An 18,060-nucleotide genomic window follows, 5' to 3' on the forward strand; every position below is an offset into this window, starting at 1 on the left:
CTCACCATCTGTACGCCGATGGCGAACGCGAGATGCCCGAGCCATGCGTGTCGCCCCTCCCACTAGGGATGTCTTACCCGCACGCACTGACACTCCATGCCGCGCGCACCGGTTCCCTCCGCTATGGGCGAACAACCTTGCGCTGCCCCACACCCCCGAACGCCCCTCTTTTCCGCACTCTTCGCATTCACTGGGGCACCCAGCGTAACTCCGGAGCCATTCTCGCGGTTGCTCCTGGCATGGTTCCCACGGGCCCTACCGTCCCTCTCCCCCGTAGTCCGCTCGACACGGGCGATCCCGTACGGCACTGGTACGAGAACGCGCTGGGCTGGGCGACCGTTCCCGGGCATCCCGGAAATCCAGGACATTCTGTGGAATTGGTGACAGGGCTCCGCTTCGACGTCCTGGACGTGCCGGCGGAGGCGGGCTTCGCGGCGCTGCGGCATCTCGGCCCCACATCTCCAGTGGTTCTCCACGGAGACCGGATGCGGGTTCTGGCTGCGGCGGGCAGCGCGGACGAACTGCCGGGGCTGCTCGACTGGCTGGAGTGGGGCACTCTCGCGCTGGATCTCAGAGGGATCGGCGCGGACGGAAGCACGGCGGCTCCCCTGCCACCGGGCCCGGACGGTTCACGGGCAGGCTTGCGAGCCGCTTTCCCGGCCGGCTCCCACCGTGCGCCGGCCGGCCCCTGCGGGTCGCAGGGGGCCGCCGTATGGCTGCGGCCCCCCGAGCCGGGGCGCGAGGTCGAACCCTCGCTGCCGACACTGTCGGCCGTAGGGGGCGTTGGGGGCGCCCCCGACCTCGTACGACTTGTGGACACGATGGCAACGCAGTGCCATCGGATTCGACTGCGGCGCGTGAGCGCTCAGCCGTTGGCCTTCTCGTAGGCCTCGCGAATGGACGCGGGAACGCGGCCACGGTCGTTGACCTCGTAACCGTTCTCCTTCGCCCAGGCACGGATCTGCGCGGTGTCCTGGCTGCCACCGGAAGTGGCGCGCGCCTTTCCGCGTCCGCCCGAAGAGCGACCTCCGGTACGACGACCACCCTTCACGTAGGGCTCGAGAAGGCCACGGAGCTTGTCCGCATTGGCGGTCGTGAGATCGATCTCGTACGTCTTGCCGTCCAGCGCGAACGTCACGGTCTCGTCCGCCTCGCCACCGTCGAGGTCGTCGACAAGAAGGACCTGAACCTTCTGTGCCACCGGATTTCCTTTCATCGATAACTTGAGGGCCGAGGTCTGCGGCGTCTGCCGCTGTTTCGCGTCCCCTGTTATATGCAGTACTGCAGTACGTCGGAAAGCAAACCGCTTTTGCTGGAAAAACACAAACCCCTGGGGGAGACTCATCCGCCTCGGGAAGACCGGAAACGTGCGCGTTTCGGACATAGGGAACCTGGGCATGGAGCTCCGCGGGAATAGCCGGCGGCGATCACAGATGCAGAAGCATCCGGCTGTTGCCCAAGGTGTTCGGTTTCACCCGTTCGAGACCGAGGAACTCTGCCACGCCCTCGTCATAGGAACGCAGCAGCTCGGCGTAGACATCGGTGTCAACAGGTGTCTCACCGATCTCCACGAAGCCGTGCTTCGCGAAGAAGTCCACTTCGAAGGTCAGACAGAAAACCCTGCGAACACCGAGCCAGCGGGCGGTCTGCAGCAACTTCTCCAGCAACTGATGACCCACGCCGGCGCCCTTGAGCGCGGGGTTCACCGCGAGAGTGCGGACTTCCGCGAGGTCTTCCCACATCACATGCAGTGCGCCGCAGCCGACCACCTCTGCGTTGTCGTCCCGTTCCGCGACCCAGAACTCCTGGATGTCCTCGTAAAGCGTCACCGTTGCTTTGTCGAGGAGGATGCGGCGGCGGACGTTCGCGTCAAGGAGGCGGCGCACGGCCGCGACATCGCCGGTCCTGGCCCGTCGGACGGTGACGGCTTTTGCGGTGGCTTCGCGACTCTCCGCGGGAAGCGCCGGGGGAAGCTCTGACGGAAGCTCTGCGGGATGCTCTGCTGCCATGTGCGGACGCTATCGCCCGGTGTCGTCCTGGGCCGAGGCGGGGTTCTCCTCGGGGCGATCGGGGGTTCCCCGTGTTTCGGTCGCTTCGGGCCCTTGCACCATGCGTACGGCGTCGGTCAGAGCCTGCCGCTGTTCCTCACTCATCATCCCGAAGAAGGCGACGAGAGCGGCCGCGGGGTTGTCACTCTGCGACCAGGCGTCGTTCATCAGCGCGGCGGCGTAGGCGGCCCTGGTGGAGACCGCCTCATATCGATAGGCCCGGCCTTCCGCTTCGCGGCGTACCCAGCCCTTCTGATGGAGATTGTCCAAAACGGTCATCACCGTGGTGTACGCGATGGACCGTTCCTGCTGAAGGTCTTCCAGGACTTCTCGAACGGTCACCGGGCGGTTCCACTTCCACACCCGTGTCATGACCGAGTCTTCGAGTTCTCCCAATGGGCGAGGCACGCTCAGAACAATAGTGGGAGATGTCACTAATGGCGTGGCGGACGTGCGCTTTCGCGAGCAAACAGGAACAAAAAGGGCGTACGACTCGGAAAACGTGAGTCGTACGCCGGTGGGGCGGTGCGCGGGGGAGGCGGAGTGGCCGTGCGGTCCTGCGGTCCTCAGGTGTCGCTGTCGCCGGAGGCCTGGCGGGTGTGCTCCGCGCGGCTGAGGGCCGCGTCGACGAACGCGTCCTCCTTGGCCTTGTTCGCACCGCCCTGGGTCTTCACGATCGTCACGATCAGCCCGATGAAGAACACGGCCATCACTACCGGGGGCACGAGCGCGGAGACGTAGTCCATGCCTCCAGAGTAGCTAGCCCGCCGCGAGTTGCTGCGGCGGGTTCGCCGGGGGCGGGGCCGGCTTGCGGCGGGGCGGGAAGACCTCGCCCGGGGTGGGGATGGGGCGGGGGCTCTTGACCGGGGGGCGGGAACCCGGCTCGGCGGGACGTTCCGCGGGCCTCTCCGCGGGCTTCTTGGCCGGTTCGTCGGCCGCTCGGCCACCCGGGAGGGCGAGCAGGCGCGTGCGGGACTGGGGGACGACGGGGGTGGCCGTGCGGCCCGCCAGGCGGGCGCGGACGTCCTGCTCGGCGAGGGTGCGGCAGCGGTCCAGGAGGGCCGCGGCGGTGGGGTTGCCGCGCAGGGCGCGGAGCGCGGAGAGGTCGTCGGGGTTCGGCCGGTAGCCGGTGCCGAGCGCTTCCTCCAGGAGGGCGAGGTAGCCGGCGGCGGTGCCGGGCAGGGCCGCTCGGTAGCGGGCGAGGTCGGCCAGCAGGAAGGCCCGGAGCCTGGCCCCCTCGCGGGCCGCCTCGTCGACGGACTCGGCGAGACGGAGACAGTCCTGGACGTCCTCGGCCGAGGCGGGGCGGGGGTGGAGGGCGAGGGCGAGAGCGCGACGGAGCACACGCAGCTCCTCCGCACCGAACGCCATGCCGCCGCGGGATCCGTATGGCGTGGGCATGCGGCGACGATACGCGCTAATCAGACAAAATCCGCGTTTTGCTGGCGGGGGCGCCTTGGGCCGTGTCGCCTTCGGTCCGGTGGGGGGTCGGGGCCGTGCGGTTGCTGGCGGGGGCGCCTTTCGCGGTGGGCGCCTGCCGCCGGTGGGTGGGTCGGGGCCGTGCCGGTACGTTCTGCCCGTCGCCGCGTGGGCGTACTGCCCGGGGGTGACAAATGGCGGGACTTGGCGGGCGGTCTGCTACGCGACGGGCAGGAACGTACCGGCACGGCCCCTTCCGTGCGTCCGCGACTGCGGGTGCGTGGGGGTTCGCGTGGCGCCGGCGGCGGCGGTCCGTCCTCCCTGCGGGCAATCGTGCCGCTGGGGCGGCACGGGTGGGCGCAGGCGGCGCCCCGTAAACGCCGGGCTGCGCGACCCACCCCCGCCCAGCACCCGCGCCGGGTGACTGTTCAAGCAAAGGGTGACCGGGGTTTGCCCACCCACCCCGGGCGCCCTTGGTCGAAGGGTGCCCGGGGCGGCGGTCAGGTTCGGGAGACGTTGCGTTCGTAGACCAGGCGGAGGCCGATCAGGGTGAGCCAGGGCTCGTGTTCGTCGATGGCGGAGGCCTCGCCGAGGACCATCGGAGCCAAGCCACCCGTGGCGATGACCGTGACGTCGTCCGGGTCGTCGGTGAGCTCGCGGGCCATGCGGGTCACGACCCCGTCGACCTGCCCGGCGAACCCGTAGACGATGCCCGCCTGCATGGCCTCGACGGTGTTCTTGCCGATCACGGCACGCGGACGGGCGAGTTCGATCTTGCGCAGCTGCGCGCCGCGGACGCCCAGCGCGTCGACGGAGATCTCGATGCCCGGGGCGATCACGCCGCCCACGTACTCTCCGCGCGCCGAGACCGCGTCGAACGTCGTCGCCGTACCGAAGTCGACGACGATCGCCGGTCCGCCGTAGAGCTCGACCGCCGCGACCGCGTTGATGATGCGGTCGGCGCCGACCTCCTTGGGGTTGTCCATGAGGATCGGGACGCCGGTCTTGATGCCGGGCTCGACGAGTATCGCCGGGACGTCGCCGTAGTAGCGGCGCGTCACCTCGCGCAGCTCGTGCAGGACCGAGGGGACGGTCGCGCAGATGGCGATGCCGTCGATGCCGTCGCCGAGTTCCTCGCCGAGCAGCGGGTGCATGCCCATCAGGCCCTGGAGGAGCACGGCGAGTTCGTCCGCCGTGCGGCGGGCGTCCGTGGAGATGCGCCAGTGTTCGACGATCTCGTCGCCGTCGAAGAGGCCGAGGACGGTGTGCGTGTTGCCCACGTCGATGGTCAGCAGCATGACCGCGTTACTCCGCAGCTCGCAGGTCGAGGCCGATGTCCAGGATCGGCGCGGAGTGGGTCAGTGCGCCGACGGCGAGGTAGTCGACGCCCGTCTTCGCATACGCCTCGGCGTTGCCGAGGGTGAGGCGGCCGGATGCCTCCAGGAGGGCGCGGCCGGAGACCAGGGCGACGGCCTCCTCGCACTCGGCGGGCGTGAAGTTGTCCAGGAGGATCAGGTCGGCGCCCGCGTCCACGACCTCGCGCAGCTGGTGCAGGGTGTCGACCTCGACCTCGATCGGCAGGTCGGGGAAGAGCTCGCGGACCGCCTTGAAGGCCTGGGCGACACCGCCCGCGGCGACCACGTGGTTGTCCTTGACCAGGGCCGCGTCCGACAGGGACATGCGGTGGTTGACGCCGCCGCCGCACCGTACGGCGAACTTCTCCAGGGAGCGCAGGCCCGGTGTCGTCTTGCGGGTGTCGCGGACGCGGGCCTTGGTGCCCTCCAGAAGGTCCGTCCACGCGCGCGTGGCCGTCGCGATGCCGGAGAGGCGGCACAGGAGGTTGAGCGCGCTGCGCTCGGCCGTCAGGAGGTCGCGGGTGAGCGTGGTGACCGAGAGGAGCTTCTGGCCGGCTTCCACGCGGTCGCCGTCCTCCACGTGCCGCTCCACCTCGAACTCGTCCGTGCAGACGACCGAGATGACGGCCTCGGCGACGCGCAGACCTGCGACGACGCCCGCCTCTCGGGCGGTGAAGTCGGCGGTCGCGACGGCGTCCTCGGGGATCGTCGCGACGGTCGTGACGTCCACGCCGTGGTCGAGGTCCTCCTGGATGGCCACGTTCGCGATGTCCTCGACCTCGAGGGGGTCGAGCCCGGCGTCGGCGAGCAGCTGGGCGAGCGCGGGGTCGAGGCCGCACTCCAGGTACGCCTCGTCCGGGTCGGCGCCGCAGCCGCAGCCGTCGCCGCAGCCGCCGCTCTGGGCGAGGGGAAGGTCGGGGGTGCTCACGTCTGTCACTGCTCCTGAAGGGGCTGCCGGGTCGGGGGGAAGTCTGCGGTATCCGTGGGGTGCACGGCGAGGGTGCGGTCGGGATTCAGCCGTACGACGATGTGGCGCCGCCAGGCCGTGTCGTCCCGGTCGGCGTGGTCCTCGCGCCAGTGGCAGCCGCGGGTCTCCTCGCGCTGCCGGGCGGCGGCGACCAGGACGCGGGCCACGCACAGGAGGTTGGTGGCCTCCCAGGTGTCGACGCCGGGTTCGGCCGTCTTGCCGTTCTCGTCGAGGGCGTCGCGCGCGTCCGTGTGCAGCCGCTGGAGGCGGTCGGCGGCTTGCGTGAGCGACTCGGCGGAGCGCAGGACCCCCGCGCCGTCCGTCACGATCCGCTGGATCGCGAACCGCGCCTCGGGGGCGAGCAGCGGGTGCGCGGGCTTCTCGGGGTGCGGGACGGGCACGGGCACGCGCGTGTGGAGGCCGTTCTCCGCGTGGCTCTCCGCGATGTCGGCGGCGATGCGCTCGGCGTAGACCAGTCCCTCCAGGAGGGAGTTGGAGGCGAGCCGGTTGGCGCCGTGGACGCCTGTGCAGGCGACCTCGCCGCACGCGTACAGGCCGGGCACGGTCGTGCGGCCCCGGGAGTCCGTGCGGACGCCGCCGGAGGCGTGGTGGGCGGCCGGGGCTACCGGGATGGGCTCGGTGACCGGGTCGATGCCGTTCGCCCGGCAGGCGGCGAGGATCGTCGGGAAGCGGTGCTCCCACATGTCGGCGCCGAAGTGGCGGGCGTCGAGGAACATGTGCTCGGCGTCCTGCTCCTGCATACGGCGCATGATGCCCTTGGCGACGATGTCGCGGGGCGCCAGCTCGGCCAGCTCGTGCTGTCCGACCATGAAGCGCACGCCGTCGGCGTCGACCAGGTGGGCGCCCTCGCCGCGTACCGCCTCGGAGACCAGCGGCTGCTGGCCCTCGGCGTCCGTGCCGAGGAACAGCACGGTCGGGTGGAACTGGACGAACTCGAGGTCGGAGACCTCGGCGCCCGCGCGCAGGGCGAGCGCCACGCCGTCTCCGGTGGATACGGAGGGGTTGGTGGTCGCGGAGAAGACCTGGCCCATGCCGCCGGTGGCGAGGACCACGGCGGGGGCGTGCACGGCGCCCACGCCGTCGTGCTGGCCCTCTCCCATGACGTGCAGGGTGACGCCCGCGGTGCGGCCGTCGGCGTCCGTGAGCAGGTCGAGGACGAGCGCGTTCTCGACCGTGCGCAGGCCACGCGCGCGTACCGCCTCGACAAGGGCCCGGGAGATCTCGGCGCCCGTCGCGTCGCCGCCCGCGTGCGCGATACGGCGGCGGTGGTGGCCGCCCTCGCGGGTGAGGGCGAGGTCGCCCTCCTCGGACTCGTCGAAGTGGGCGCCGGTCGCGATGAGGCGGCGTACGGCGTCGGGGCCCTCGGTGACGAGGATGCGTACGGCCTCCTCGTCGCACAGGCCCGCGCCGGCGACCAGGGTGTCGTCGAGGTGCTGTTCGGGGGTGTCGCCCTCGCCGAGGGCCGCGGCGATGCCGCCCTGCGCCCAGCGGGTGGAGCCGTCGTCCAGGCGGGCCTTGGTGACGACGACGGTGGTGAGGCCCGCGGCCTCGCACCGGAGGGCGGCGGTCAGGCCCGCGACTCCGGAGCCCACGACCACGACGTCCGCGGTGAGGGACCAGCCGGGGGCGGGCGCGTGCAGTCGTATGCCGGTACCAGTGCTGGTACCCGTACGTGTGCCGGTCACGAGGCGGCTCCGAAGGTGAGGGGGATGTTGTCGATCAGCCGGGTCGTGCCGACCCGGGCGGCGACGGCGAGGACCGCCTCGCCGGTGAAGTCGTCCTCGATCTCGGTGAAGTCGGACGGATCGACCAGGGCCAGGTAGTCCAGGGACAGCGGCGGCTGGAGGCGGACGGCTTCGTCCAGGACGAGGCGGGCGGCCTGACGGACGCCCTGGGGGCCGCTGGGCACCGCCTTGGCCACGGCGTGGGTGTCGGCCGCCGCGCGGGACTCGCCGATGGCGCTGAGGGCCTCGGCACGCGCGTGCGTGGCGGGCACTTCGCGGGCACGGGCGCGCAGCGCCTCCTGGGCGGCGTGCCGGTCGCTGCCGGCGAACAGGGCCTGGGAGAGGGCGAGCGCGGTGCGCCGCTCCTCGGGCGAGAGGTAGCGGTTGCGGCTGGAGAGGGCGAGCCCGTCCTCCTCGCGGACGGTGGGCACGCCGACGATCTCCACGCCGAAGTTCAGGTCGCGCACCATCCGCCGGATCAGGGCGAGCTGCTGGGCGTCCTTCTGCCCGTACAGCGCCACGTCGGGGCGGGTGAGGTGCAGCAGCTTGGCCACGACGGTGAGCATGCCGTCGAAGTGGCCGGGGCGGACGGCTCCTTCGAGGCGTTCGCCCATGGGGCCCGCGCTGATGCGCACCTGGGGCTCACCGCCCGGGTAGACCTCGTCCGCCGAGGGAGCGAACACGACGTCCGCGCCCGCCAGTTCGGCGATCTTGAGGTCGGCGTCGAGGGTGCGCGGGTAGCGGTCGAGGTCCTCGCCCTTGCCGAACTGGAGCGGGTTCACGAAGACGGTGACGACGACCTCGCCGTCGGGCCCGGCGATCTCGCGGGCGTCGCGGATCAGCGTGGCGTGGCCCTCGTGCAGGGCGCCCATGGTCATGACGACGGCGCGGCGGCCGCCCCGTACGCGCGCGTGCAGCTCGTCGGCGGTGCGCAGGAGGGTGGTGGTCATCCGGCGTCTCCCTCGGTGCCGTGGGCGAGGACTCCGAGGAGGTCCTCGGCGAGTTCGGGCTTGAGCAGCCCGTGGGCCAGCGCGCGGTCGGCGGTCGCGCGGGCCATCGCCAGATAGCCGGCGACGGTCCCCGGGGCGTGCTTGCGCAGCTCGGCGACGTGCGCGGCGACCGTGCCCGCGTCCCCGCGCGCGACGGGTCCGGTGAGGGCGCCGTCGCCCGACCTGAGGGCGTTGTCGAGGGCGGCACCGAGGAGCGGGCCGAGCATCCGGTCGGGGGCGTCGACGCCCGCGGCGCGCAGCAGCTCCATGGACTCGGCGACCAGGGTGACCAGGTGGTTCGCGCCGAGGGCGAGGGCCGCGTGGTAGAGCGGGCGCTTGTCCTCGGCGATCCACTCGGGCTCGCCGCCCATCTCGATCACCAGGGCCTCGGCGGCCAGGCGCAGCTCCTCGGGCGCGGTGACCCCGAAGGAGCACCCGGCCAGCCGCTGGACGTCCACGGCGGTGCCGGTGAACGTCATCGCGGGGTGCAGGGCCAGGGGCAGCGCGCCCGCCCGCAGCGCGGGGTCGAGCACGCGCGTGCCGTAGCGCCCGGAGGTGTGCACGATGAGCTGTCCGGGCCGGACGGCGCCCGTTTCGGCGAGGCCCTCGACGAGCCCGGGCAGGGCGTCGTCCGGGACGGTCAGCAGCACCAGGTCGGCGCGCTCCAGAACCCCTGCGGGGGTCACCACGGGCACGTCGGGCAGCATCTCGGCGGCGCGCCGCACGGAGGCGTCGGAGACGCCGGAGACGGCCACCGGGCGGTGCCCGGCGAGCTGGAGGGACGCGGCGAGGGCGGGGCCGACACGGCCGGCGCCGACCACGCCGACGGTGAGCCGCGCGGGGCGGTCCCTGGGGTCTGGCTGTTGGAATGTACTCACTCGACGGCGGCCTTCCCGTTCCAGTCCGCTCGGGGTACCGGACGATGTACCGGACGATTTCTCGTCATGTTAACGCGATTGGTTCGAGGGCCGGTCGGTTGTCCACAGGCTGTGGGTATTCACACGGCCCCTGGAGCGGAAATGGGATGCCCGGCCGGGGGCGCTCGCGACATGATCCGCAGATGAGCGATACGGGTGAGCAGGCTCCGGAAACAGCGGCTTCGGAAGACACCGCTTCGGACACGGCTTCACAGGACATGGCCGAGCAGAAGCGGAAGCGGCGGCTGGCCGCCCGGCGGAACGCGGAGCGGGTGCTGTGGCGGCCCCCGTTCCTGAACACCGTGCGCGAGCGGATGGCGTGGCTGAACGAGGCGGCGGAGGGCGTCTACGACCTCGACGAACCGTCCGACATCTACGGCGGCGGAATCGTCGAGACCCTGGAGGAGCGCGTCGCGGCCCTGCTCGGCAAGGAGGCGGCCGTCTTCTTCCCGACCGGCACGATGGCCCAGCAGGTCGCCCTGCGCTGCTGGGCGGGCCGCACCGGCAACCCGACGGTGGCGATGCACGCGCTCAGCCACCCGGAGACGTACGAACGTCATGCCTTCAGCCAGGTCAGCGGGCTGCGCCCGGTCCGTGTGACCGGTGAGCCCCGGCTGCCGACCGCCGACGAGGTGCGCGACTTCGAGGAGCCCTTCGGGGCGCTGCTGCTCGAACTGCCGCTCAGGGACGCCGGTTTCGTGCTGCCCTCCTGGGAGGAGCTCGAAGAGGTCGCCGAGGCGGCACGCGCGCGGGACGCCGTGGTGCACTTCGACGGGGCCCGGCTGTGGGAGTGCACCACGCACTTCGGCCGCCCCGTGGACGAGATCGCGGGCCTCGCGGACAGCGTCTACGTGTCGTTCTACAAGTCGCTCAAGGGCTTCGGCGGCGCGGCGGTCGCAGGACCCAAGGCTCTGGTGGACGAGGCGAAGACCTGGCGGCACCGCTACGGAGGCCAGCTCTTCCAGCAGTTCCCGACGGCCCTGGCCGCCCTCATCGGCCTGGAGCGGGACCTGCCCCGGCTGCCGGAGTACGTGGCCCACGCGCGCGTGGTCGCCGCCGCGCTGCGCGAGGGGTTCACGGAGGCCGGGCTCCCGTGGGTGCGCGTGCACCCGGAGGAGCCGCACACCCACCAGTTCCAGGTCTGGCTGCCGTACGAGCCCGACGTCCTCATGGACGCCGGGGTGGCGCAGGCCGAGGAGACGAAGGTCGGCCTCTTCCCGCAGTGGTGGGACCGGGGCGGGCCCGGTCTGGCGTTCACCGAGGTCACGGTCGCGGACCCGGGTCTGGAGTGGACGGCCGAGGACGTGAAAGCCGCGGTCGCGGACTTCGTACGGCGGCTGCCCGGCAGAAGCTGAATGCCTGTGCGTCAGCAGCTGGGGCGCGGGCGGCCGTGCAGCCACCGGGCCAGGGCCGCCCGTATCCGCCCGTGGGCCGGACGGCCCGCCAGGACGGCCCGGAACTGCCGGTGCTCGCGCAGCTCCCGGGCGACCTGCCAGTCGTGGGCGCCGGGCGCGGGAGGGGCGGCCTCGCCGTGCTGCCGGGCCCGGTAGGTGTCGAGGAGGTACTGCTGGGTGATGCTCATGGCGAATCGCCTCTCGGAACGGGAAACAGCACGGGAAACGAGATCCGGAAGGCCCCGCGGTCTGCCCCGGTTCTCATCCCAGACTGCGCCCGTCGCGAGCAGAAGTCGCCTCGATTGACGGCCGCCGTCAATCGGGGACGGCGTTGTCAGTGGCGGGGTGCACCATGAGGTCATGAGCGTGCACATCGACATCACCGGGCTGCGGAAGGAGCAGATCACCTTCGTGCCGTCGCCCCTGGCCGAGCTGGGGATGGCGCTGCACGCGCTGTCCGAGTCCGGGCACCACCCCGGGCTCCAGGGCTGGGCGACCGGGGTGACCGCCCGGCTCGACCCGCACCTCGCCGACCGGATGTGCGAGGCGGACTTCCTGTGGCGTACGACGTTCTCGGACCTGTTCCTGCCCTGCGCGGGCATCCCGGGCGGGCCCGTGCCCCCGGGCGCCACGCTCGCCGAGGACCTGGACCTGCTGGACAAGCTGACGGACGAGCAGTTCGTGGACGGGGCGCTCGAGTTCACCTGCGCCCTCGCCTACGACTCGCACGGGCCCGACGCGCTCTCCGACCCCGAGGTGCGCAAGCGGGCGCTGGACCTGGCCGCCTCGCGCGGCCCGCAGCAGGTGCGGTTCACCCGGCGGCTGCTGGAGGACCCGCCGAGCGTCCGGGCCTGGCTGCGGCAGTTCCTGGAGGACTGCGACGAGGCCTTCTTCGCCGAGGCCTGGTCGCGGCTGCGCCACCAGCTCACGGCCGACGCCCGGCACAAGACGGAGCTGCTGCGGCGCAGAAGCCTGGCGGAGGCGCTGACCTCGGTGTCCCCGGCGGTGGCCCTCGACGAGAGCGCCGGGCGGATCGTCATCGACAAGCTGACCGAGGGCCGCACGGTCACCGCGGACGGCGGCCTGCTGCTCGTCCCCACCAGCCTGGGCCGGCCGCACCTGATGGTGCTGCACCGTTACCGCTGGCAGCCGGTGCTGCACTACCCGATCAGTTCCCCCGAGCTCGCCGCCCCGCCGTCGGTCGAGCAGCTCACCCTGCGGATGACCGCGCTGTCCCACCCGGTCCGCATGCGGCTCTGCCGCCATCTGGCGCGCAGCGCGTACACCACGGGCGAGCTGGCGCAGGTGCACGGGATGACGGCGCCGGAGATATCCCGGCACCTCGGGGTGCTGAAGAAGGCGGGTCTGGTCACCACGAGGCGCCGCGGGCGGTACGTGCTGCACCAGCTGGACGTGTCGGTGGTGGCGCGGCTGGGGAGCGACTTCCTGGAGGGGATCCTGCGCTAGGGCCTGTCCGGCGGAGAGATCAGTCGAACCGGATGTGCCTGATGCCTATCCCCACCTGACGCAGCCGTGTCCGCAGCGCGCCCTCCCTGTTCGGGGTGAGCGTCAGTCCGGCCAGTACGGCGATCCGGTCCGCCGTCTTCGGCACCGTGGTGTGGTCCGTCCACAGGTGCTCGGCGAACTCCGGCTCGCGCAGCCGCTCCAGGCAGTGGTCGAGCTGCTGCACGGCCCAGGTCTCGCGGCGCAGCGGGGCGTCCTTGCCGGCGACGTACTGGAGGAGGTGCCCGAAGCCGCGCTCGCGCAGCCGTTTCAGTACGGTCTCGCGCTGGGCGAGGAGCGTGAAGTGCCGTACGTCATGGCCCAGTTCGCGCAGGCGGCCGACGGTCTCCTCGAAGTACGCGGGCTCGGTGACCGTCATGGGAACGATCACCACGCCGTCATGCTTGGTGAGGGCGAGGTCGAGCACCTCGACGACGCCCTGCCGCCAGGACGCCAAGTCCTGGAAGTCGCCGCGCAGTTCGGGCGGCAGCATGCGGCGCAGGCCGAAGCCCGCGTGTTCCGGGTCGCAGATGACGCTGCCGGGCAGCCGTCGCCGGATCTCGTGTGCGGTCTGTGTCTTGCCGCCCCCGAAGGGGCCGTTGATCCACAGGAGCATGCGCAGACCCTAGTGGCCGCCGGTCACGCCCGGGTCACGCCCCCGCTCAGCCCTGCCCTCCCTGCCCGCCGGCCCGCACCAGACCCGTCTCGTACGCGAGGACGACCACCTGGACACGGTCGCGCAGACCGAGCTTGGTGAGGATGCGGCCCACATGGGTCTTCACGGTCGCCTCGGAGAGGACGAGCCGGGCCGCGATCTCGCCGTTCGACAGGCCCTGCGCGACCAGGATCATGACCTCGCGCTCGCGGCCGGTGAGCCGCTCCAGCTCCTGGTGCTGGGGCTCCTTGCCGGCGTTGGGCAGCATGGGGGCGAAACGGTCGAGCAGGCGCCGGGTGGTGGAGGGCGCGACCACGGCGTCGCCGCTGTGCACGGAGCGGATGGCGGCGAGCAGCTCGCCGGGCGGCACGTCCTTGAGCATGAAGCCGGAGGCGCCCGCCTTCAGCCCCGAGAAGGCGTACTCGTCGAGGTCGAAGGTGGTGAGGATGAGCACCTTCGGCGGGTCGGACTCCATGCAGATGCGCCGGGTCGTCTCCACGCCGTCCAGCTTCGGCATGCGGACGTCCATCAGCACCACGTCGACCGCGGTCGCGCGCAGCACCTGGAGGGCCTCGACGCCGTCGCCCGCCTCGGCGACGACCTCCATGTCCGGCTGGGCGGCGAGCACCATCCGGAAACCGGTGCGCAGCAGCACCTGGTCGTCGACGAGCATCACGCGGATCGCCATCGGGTCCTCTTCCGTCAACAAAAGTGGCTAACAAGAGTCGCTAACAAAGGCCTCTGACAAAGGTCTCTGAAAACGACGCCGACAAGGGTCGTTACAGGTGTCAGTGGGCGGGCTTGAGCGGCAGCAGGGCGCTGATGCGGAAGCCTCCACCAGGGCGCGGCCCCGCGTCCAGGGTGCCGCCGACCATGCCGACGCGCTCGCGCATGCCGATCAGTCCGTGCCCCTGGCCGTCGACGCCCCCGTCCTCGTAGAGCTCGTGCGGGGCGCCCTTGCCGTCGTCCTCGACGAGCAGTCCGAGTCCGTCGTCGAAGTAGACCAGGCGCACGCTCGCGCCCGTGTTCGGGCCCCCGTGCTTGCGGGTGTTGGTGAGCGCCTCCTGCACGATGCGGTACGCCGTGAGCTCGACGCCGCTGGGCAGCGGGCGCGGGGTGCCCTCGACCTTGTAGTCGACGGGCAGGCCCGAGGTGCGGCACTGCTCGATGAGGTCGTCGAGCTGCTCCACGTCGGGCTGCGGCACGTACTCGCCGGACTCCTGGTGCTCGCCGGTGCGCAGGACGCCGAGCAGCCGGCGCATCTCGGCGAGGGCCTGGCGGCCGGTTCCGGAGATGGTCTCCAGGGCCTTCTTCGCCTGGTCGGGGGCGGCGTCGAGGACGTAGGCGGCGCCGTCGGCCTGGACCACCATCACCGACACGTTGTGCGCCACGACGTCGTGCAGCTCGCGGGCGATACGGGCGCGCTCGGCGGCGACGGCGACCTTGGCCTGCGCCTCGCGCTCCTTCTCCAGGCGGGCGGCGCGCTCCTCCAGCTGGGCGAAGTAGGCGCGGCGGGTGCGGATGGAGTCGCCCAGGACCCAGGCGAGCGCGAAGGGAACGCTGAGGAAGACCGCCGCCAGCACCTGGCCCAGCCCGCTGGAGTGCTGGTCCGGCCAGCGGATCTGCGACAGCGGCGCCGCGCACAGGCCCGCGACCAGACCGAACCGGGAGGCCCAGCGGGCGCCGTCCGCGGCCACGGTGTAGACGATCACCAGCATCGCGAAGTCGGCCGGGACCACCGCCATGTCCAGGACCAGCTGGGCGAGGCCCAGCACGGCGGCCAGCAACAGCATCTTCTCGGGAATCCACCGGCGCAGGGCGATGACCAGGCACAACAGCACCGTGATCGGGACCGCCACCGCGGTGGAGGCAGATGTCGCCTCTCCCCCGCGGGCGGATCCGCTCATGGCGGAGATCCCGAGCAGGACGACGGCCCAGAAGCTGTCGACCCATGTCGGGTGCCTGCGGAAGAACTCATAGACGCGCTGCACGTAACCCAGAGTAGGGAAGCGTGCAGCGTGCAGGGGTCAACCGGAGGACCGATCCGCGACCGGCGCTCGTACTCCCCAAGGTGGAGGCTCCCCTGTACGTGACGCCTAGAGCACGTCCGCGAACACGCCCGGAAGCACGCTCGGGAGCGCGCCGGGGGGCGTACCCGGCGGGCGGGAGCCCGACCGGCGTCCACGGCGTCCTCGGGTACTCGGCGGCGCATAGCCTGGCGCCGTGACGGATCGGGCGGCGGACGAATGGCGCGGGTGGCGCGAGGCGACGGAGGAGGCGCTGTACGGGCCTTCGGGCTTCTATCGCAGGCCCGAGGGGCCGGCGGGCCATTTCCGTACGTCGGTGCACGCGTCGCCGCTCTTCGCCGGCGCGGTGGCCCGGCTGCTGTGCCGGGTGGACGACGCACTGGGGCACCCGGCGTCCCTCGCCTTCGTCGACATGGCGGCGGGCCGCGGCGAACTGGTGACGGGAGTCCTCGCCGAACTGCCCGCCGACGTGGCGTCCCGCGTGTGCGCGTACGCCGTCGAACGCGCCGACCGCCCATGTGATCTTGATCACCGGATCGAGTGGCTCGCCGAGCCCCCGAAGGGGATCACCGGGCTGCTGTTCGCCAACGAATGGCTGGACAACGTGCCGGTCGACGTCGCCGAGGCCGACGCGGAGGGAGTGGCCCGGCTGGTTCTCGTACGCCGGGACGGGGCCGAACGCCTCGGGGAACCGGTGGCGGGGGCGGAGGGGGCGTGGCTGCGGCGGTGGTGGCAGCTCACCGAAGACAGCGACGGCGACAGCAACAGCAACAGCAACAGCAACAGCGGAGGCGACAACGGCGGCGGAGGCGGGGGCTCGGACACCCGTGAGGGCTTCCGCGCCGAGATCGGGCTGCCCAGGGATCTCGCCTGGGCCTCCGCCGTCTGCTGCCTCGACCGCGGTCTCGCCGTCGCGGCCGACTACGCGCACCACGCGGGGGCGCGCCCGCCGTTCGGGACGCTCACCGGCTTTCGCGCGGGGCGCGAGACGGCGCCCGTGCCGGACGGGTCGTGCGACATCACGGCGCACGTCGCGCTGGACGCGTGCGCGCTGCCCGGAGGGCGCGTGACCACCCAGCGGCGCGCGCTGCACGCGCTGGGCGTGAGCGGCACACGCCCCCCGCTCGCGCTCGCGTCCACGAACCCCACGGCCTACGTACGCGCCCTCGCGGGCGCCGGAGCCGCCGCGGAACTCACCGCGCCCGGCGGCCTCGGCGACTTCGGCTGGCTGCTCCAGCCGGTGGGAATTCCAAACGCACTTCTTGGGGGACTGCTTGGAGGACTACTTGTCGATGTCCCCGACGACGAAGAACAGTGACCCCAGGATCGCCACCATGTCCGCGACCAGCGTGCCCGGCAGCAGTTCGGTGAGCGCCTGGATGTTGTTGTACGAGGCCGAGCGCAGCTTCAGCCGGTACGGGGTCTTCTCGCCCTTGCTGACCAGGTAGTAGCCGTTGATGCCGAGGGGGTTCTCGGTCCAGGCGTACGTGTGCCCCTCGGGGGCCTTGAGAACCTTCGGGAGGCGCTGGTTGATCGGCCCGGGCGGCAGCTCGGCGAGCCGGTCGAGGCAGGCGTCGGCGAGCTCCAGCGCGTTGTGTGTCTGCTCAAGGAGGCACTCGAAGCGGGCGAGGCAGTCGCCCTCCTCGCGCGTGACCACCTTCAGCGTGTCCTGGAGCTCCGCGTAGGCGAGGTACGGCTCGTCCCGGCGCAGGTCGAAGTCCACGCCGGAGGCGCGCGCGATGGGCCCGCTCACTCCGTAGGCGTGCACGGCCTCCGGCGAGAGGACGCCCACGCCCCGCGTGCGCCCCCGGAAGATCTCGTTGCCGAGCACCAGCTCGTCGTACACGTTCATCCGCGAACGCACGTCGGCGACGGCCGCACGCGCCCGCCCGGCCCATCCCGCGGGCAGGTCCTCCTTGAGGCCGCCGACGCGGTTGAACATGTAGTGCATACGCCCGCCGGAGATCTCCTCCATGACGTGCTGGAGTTCCTCGCGCTCGCGGAAGGCGTAGAAGATCGGTGTGATTCCGCCCAGTTCCAGCGGGTACGACCCCAGGAACATCAGATGGTTCAGGACGCGGTTCAGCTCCGCGAGCAGTGTGCGCATCCACACCGCGCGCTCGGGGACCTCCATCCCGAGCATCCGCTCGACGCCGAGGACCACGCCCAGTTCGTTCGAGAACGCGGAGAGCCAGTCATGGCGGTTGGCGAGCATCACGATCTGGCGGTAGTCGCGCGCCTCGAAGAGCTTCTCCGCGCCGCGGTGCATGTAGCCGATGACCGGCTCCGCGTGCTGGATGCGCTCGCCGTCGAGCACGAGCTTCAACCGCAGCACGCCATGCGTGGACGGGTGCTGAGGCCCGATGTTGAGCACCATGTCGGTGCTCTCCGCGGCGCCGCCGATACCGACCATGGTCTCCGTCGTGGGAGTCATGGGGACAGTCTGTCCTACGTACGCTGACAGCATGGATACGGGGAGCATGAAGACCACCGGGATCACGGACGGCACGGGGGACGGACCCGTCTGGATCGGACTGCCACCGGGGCTGCTGCGGATGCGACGGCTGATGCTGGTGTGGTGGCTGGGGCTGCTGGCGCTTGCGGTCGGACTGCTGCTGGGGTGGCTCGTCGGCCCCGTCTGGGCGGCCTTCGCTCTGCTCCCCCTCGTCGGCGTTCCGTGGGGCTGGGTGCTGCTCGGCCGCAACTGGCGCTCCTGGCGGTACGCCGAGCGCGCGGACGACCTGCTGATCAGCCGGGGTGTGCTGTGGCGCGAGGAGACCGTCGTGCCGTACGGGCGGATGCAGCTGGTCGAGGTGACCTCGGGGCCCGTGGAACGGCACTTCGGGCTCGCCAGCGTGCAACTGCACACGGCCGCGGCCGCGACGGACGCCTGCATCCCCGGCCTCGACCCGGCCGAGGCCGAACGGCTGCGCGACCGGCTCACGGAGCTGGGCGAGGCCCGATCGGCGGGACTGTGACCACGCCGTCGGCATCACCGTCCCCGTCCCCGTCCCCGTCATCACCGGACGCCCATGACGCGG

General features: G+C 71.8%; 20 protein-coding genes. 5 read left to right on the forward strand and 15 right to left on the reverse strand.

Going from position 1 to position 18,060, the window contains the following annotated elements; all coding sequences use genetic code 11:
• The first annotated feature begins 239 nt into the window (after window positions 1-239).
• Complete coding sequence (locus AB5J56_RS20185; protein ID WP_369234127.1) at window positions 240-887, forward strand: SCO3374 family protein; 648 nt, start codon at window positions 240-242, stop codon at window positions 885-887.
• Here AB5J56_RS20185 and AB5J56_RS20190 read toward each other — a convergent pair.
• From AB5J56_RS20190 to AB5J56_RS20235, 10 genes are all read right to left on the reverse strand, one after another.
• A complete protein-coding gene (locus AB5J56_RS20190) occupies window positions 866-1,201 on the reverse strand; it encodes an Lsr2 family protein (RefSeq protein ID WP_369234128.1) in 336 nt (111 codons plus the stop codon). The genes AB5J56_RS20185 and AB5J56_RS20190 overlap by 22 nt on opposite strands.
• A 226-nt stretch (window positions 1,202-1,427) precedes the next feature.
• The gene (locus AB5J56_RS20195; RefSeq protein ID WP_369234129.1) at window positions 1,428-2,009 is read right to left on the reverse strand and encodes an amino-acid N-acetyltransferase; all 582 of its coding nucleotides are present in this window, start codon (window positions 2,007-2,009) and stop codon (window positions 1,428-1,430) included.
• Between the two features lie 9 nt (window positions 2,010-2,018).
• Window positions 2,019-2,456 carry a BlaI/MecI/CopY family transcriptional regulator gene (locus tag AB5J56_RS20200; protein WP_369234130.1) on the reverse strand — a complete coding sequence of 146 codons (438 nt, stop codon included), beginning with the start codon at window positions 2,454-2,456 and terminating at the stop codon, window positions 2,019-2,021.
• A 158-nt stretch (window positions 2,457-2,614) separates the two neighbouring features.
• Window positions 2,615-2,794, reverse strand: coding sequence for a hypothetical protein (locus AB5J56_RS20205; RefSeq protein WP_369234131.1), 180 nt, complete (start codon window positions 2,792-2,794; stop codon window positions 2,615-2,617).
• A 13-nt stretch (window positions 2,795-2,807) separates the two neighbouring features.
• Window positions 2,808-3,419, reverse strand: a complete 612-nt coding sequence (locus AB5J56_RS20210; protein WP_369242665.1) for a hypothetical protein — start codon at window positions 3,417-3,419, stop codon at window positions 2,808-2,810.
• Window positions 3,420-3,967: 548 nt separating this feature from the next.
• Complete coding sequence (locus AB5J56_RS20215) at window positions 3,968-4,765, reverse strand: type III pantothenate kinase (RefSeq protein ID WP_369234132.1); 798 nt, start codon at window positions 4,763-4,765, stop codon at window positions 3,968-3,970.
• Between the two features lie 7 nt (window positions 4,766-4,772).
• A complete protein-coding gene (nadC, locus tag AB5J56_RS20220) occupies window positions 4,773-5,750 on the reverse strand; it encodes a carboxylating nicotinate-nucleotide diphosphorylase (protein ID WP_369234133.1) in 978 nt (325 codons plus the stop codon).
• Window positions 5,751-5,755: 5 nt separating this feature from the next.
• Entirely contained in the window at window positions 5,756-7,495 is a 1,740-nt protein-coding gene (locus AB5J56_RS20225) for an L-aspartate oxidase (RefSeq protein WP_369234134.1), read from the reverse strand.
• A complete protein-coding gene (panC, locus tag AB5J56_RS20230; RefSeq protein WP_369234135.1) occupies window positions 7,492-8,484 on the reverse strand; it encodes a pantoate--beta-alanine ligase in 993 nt (330 codons plus the stop codon). The genes AB5J56_RS20225 and panC overlap by 4 nt, the downstream gene beginning before the upstream one ends.
• On the reverse strand, window positions 8,481-9,401 hold the full coding sequence (locus AB5J56_RS20235; protein WP_369234136.1) for a Rossmann-like and DUF2520 domain-containing protein: 921 nt from the start codon (window positions 9,399-9,401) through the stop codon (window positions 8,481-8,483). Before AB5J56_RS20235 ends, panC begins: the two co-directional genes overlap by 4 nt.
• Window positions 9,402-9,583: 182 nt before the next feature.
• Between AB5J56_RS20235 and AB5J56_RS20240 the strand changes: the two genes are divergently transcribed.
• Window positions 9,584-10,795, forward strand: a complete 1,212-nt coding sequence (locus AB5J56_RS20240; RefSeq protein ID WP_369234137.1) for a low specificity L-threonine aldolase — start codon at window positions 9,584-9,586, stop codon at window positions 10,793-10,795.
• A gap of 11 nt (window positions 10,796-10,806) precedes the next feature.
• Here the strand turns inward: AB5J56_RS20240 and AB5J56_RS20245 are convergent, their stop codons facing one another.
• On the reverse strand, window positions 10,807-11,022 hold the full coding sequence (locus AB5J56_RS20245; protein WP_369234138.1) for a hypothetical protein: 216 nt from the start codon (window positions 11,020-11,022) through the stop codon (window positions 10,807-10,809).
• A gap of 172 nt (window positions 11,023-11,194) precedes the next feature.
• On the opposite strand from AB5J56_RS20245, the gene AB5J56_RS20250 reads away from it, so the two are divergent.
• The gene (locus AB5J56_RS20250) at window positions 11,195-12,301 is read left to right on the forward strand and encodes a DUF5937 family protein (RefSeq protein WP_369234139.1); all 1,107 of its coding nucleotides are present in this window, start codon (window positions 11,195-11,197) and stop codon (window positions 12,299-12,301) included.
• A 19-nt stretch (window positions 12,302-12,320) separates the two neighbouring features.
• On the opposite strand, the gene AB5J56_RS20255 is transcribed toward AB5J56_RS20250, so the two are convergent.
• The 3 genes from AB5J56_RS20255 to AB5J56_RS20265 form a co-directional block, all read right to left on the reverse strand.
• On the reverse strand, window positions 12,321-12,953 hold the full coding sequence (locus tag AB5J56_RS20255) for an AAA family ATPase (RefSeq protein ID WP_369234140.1): 633 nt from the start codon (window positions 12,951-12,953) through the stop codon (window positions 12,321-12,323).
• A 46-nt stretch (window positions 12,954-12,999) separates the two neighbouring features.
• Window positions 13,000-13,680, reverse strand: a complete 681-nt coding sequence (locus AB5J56_RS20260) for a response regulator (RefSeq protein ID WP_369242667.1) — start codon at window positions 13,678-13,680, stop codon at window positions 13,000-13,002.
• A gap of 100 nt (window positions 13,681-13,780) precedes the next feature.
• Window positions 13,781-14,983, reverse strand: a complete 1,203-nt coding sequence (locus AB5J56_RS20265) for a sensor histidine kinase (RefSeq protein WP_369234141.1) — start codon at window positions 14,981-14,983, stop codon at window positions 13,781-13,783.
• A 232-nt stretch (window positions 14,984-15,215) separates the two neighbouring features.
• On the opposite strand from AB5J56_RS20265, the gene AB5J56_RS20270 reads away from it, so the two are divergent.
• Window positions 15,216-16,337 (forward strand): SAM-dependent methyltransferase, encoded by a 1,122-nt coding sequence (locus AB5J56_RS20270; RefSeq protein WP_369234142.1) that lies wholly within the window; start codon window positions 15,216-15,218, stop codon window positions 16,335-16,337.
• Here AB5J56_RS20270 and AB5J56_RS20275 read toward each other — a convergent pair.
• The gene (locus tag AB5J56_RS20275; RefSeq protein WP_369234143.1) at window positions 16,302-17,453 is read right to left on the reverse strand and encodes an NADH-quinone oxidoreductase subunit D; all 1,152 of its coding nucleotides are present in this window, start codon (window positions 17,451-17,453) and stop codon (window positions 16,302-16,304) included. The two genes, AB5J56_RS20270 and AB5J56_RS20275, sit on opposite strands and share 36 nt — an antisense overlap.
• Before the next feature lie 31 nt (window positions 17,454-17,484).
• On the opposite strand from AB5J56_RS20275, the gene AB5J56_RS20280 reads away from it, so the two are divergent.
• Window positions 17,485-17,997, forward strand: coding sequence for a PH domain-containing protein (locus AB5J56_RS20280; protein ID WP_369234144.1), 513 nt, complete (start codon window positions 17,485-17,487; stop codon window positions 17,995-17,997).
• Window positions 17,998-18,060: the final 63 nt, after the last annotated feature.

It is taken from the genome of Streptomyces sp. R21, assembly GCF_041051975.1.
Taxonomy (GTDB): Bacteria; Actinomycetota; Actinomycetes; order Streptomycetales; family Streptomycetaceae; genus Streptomyces.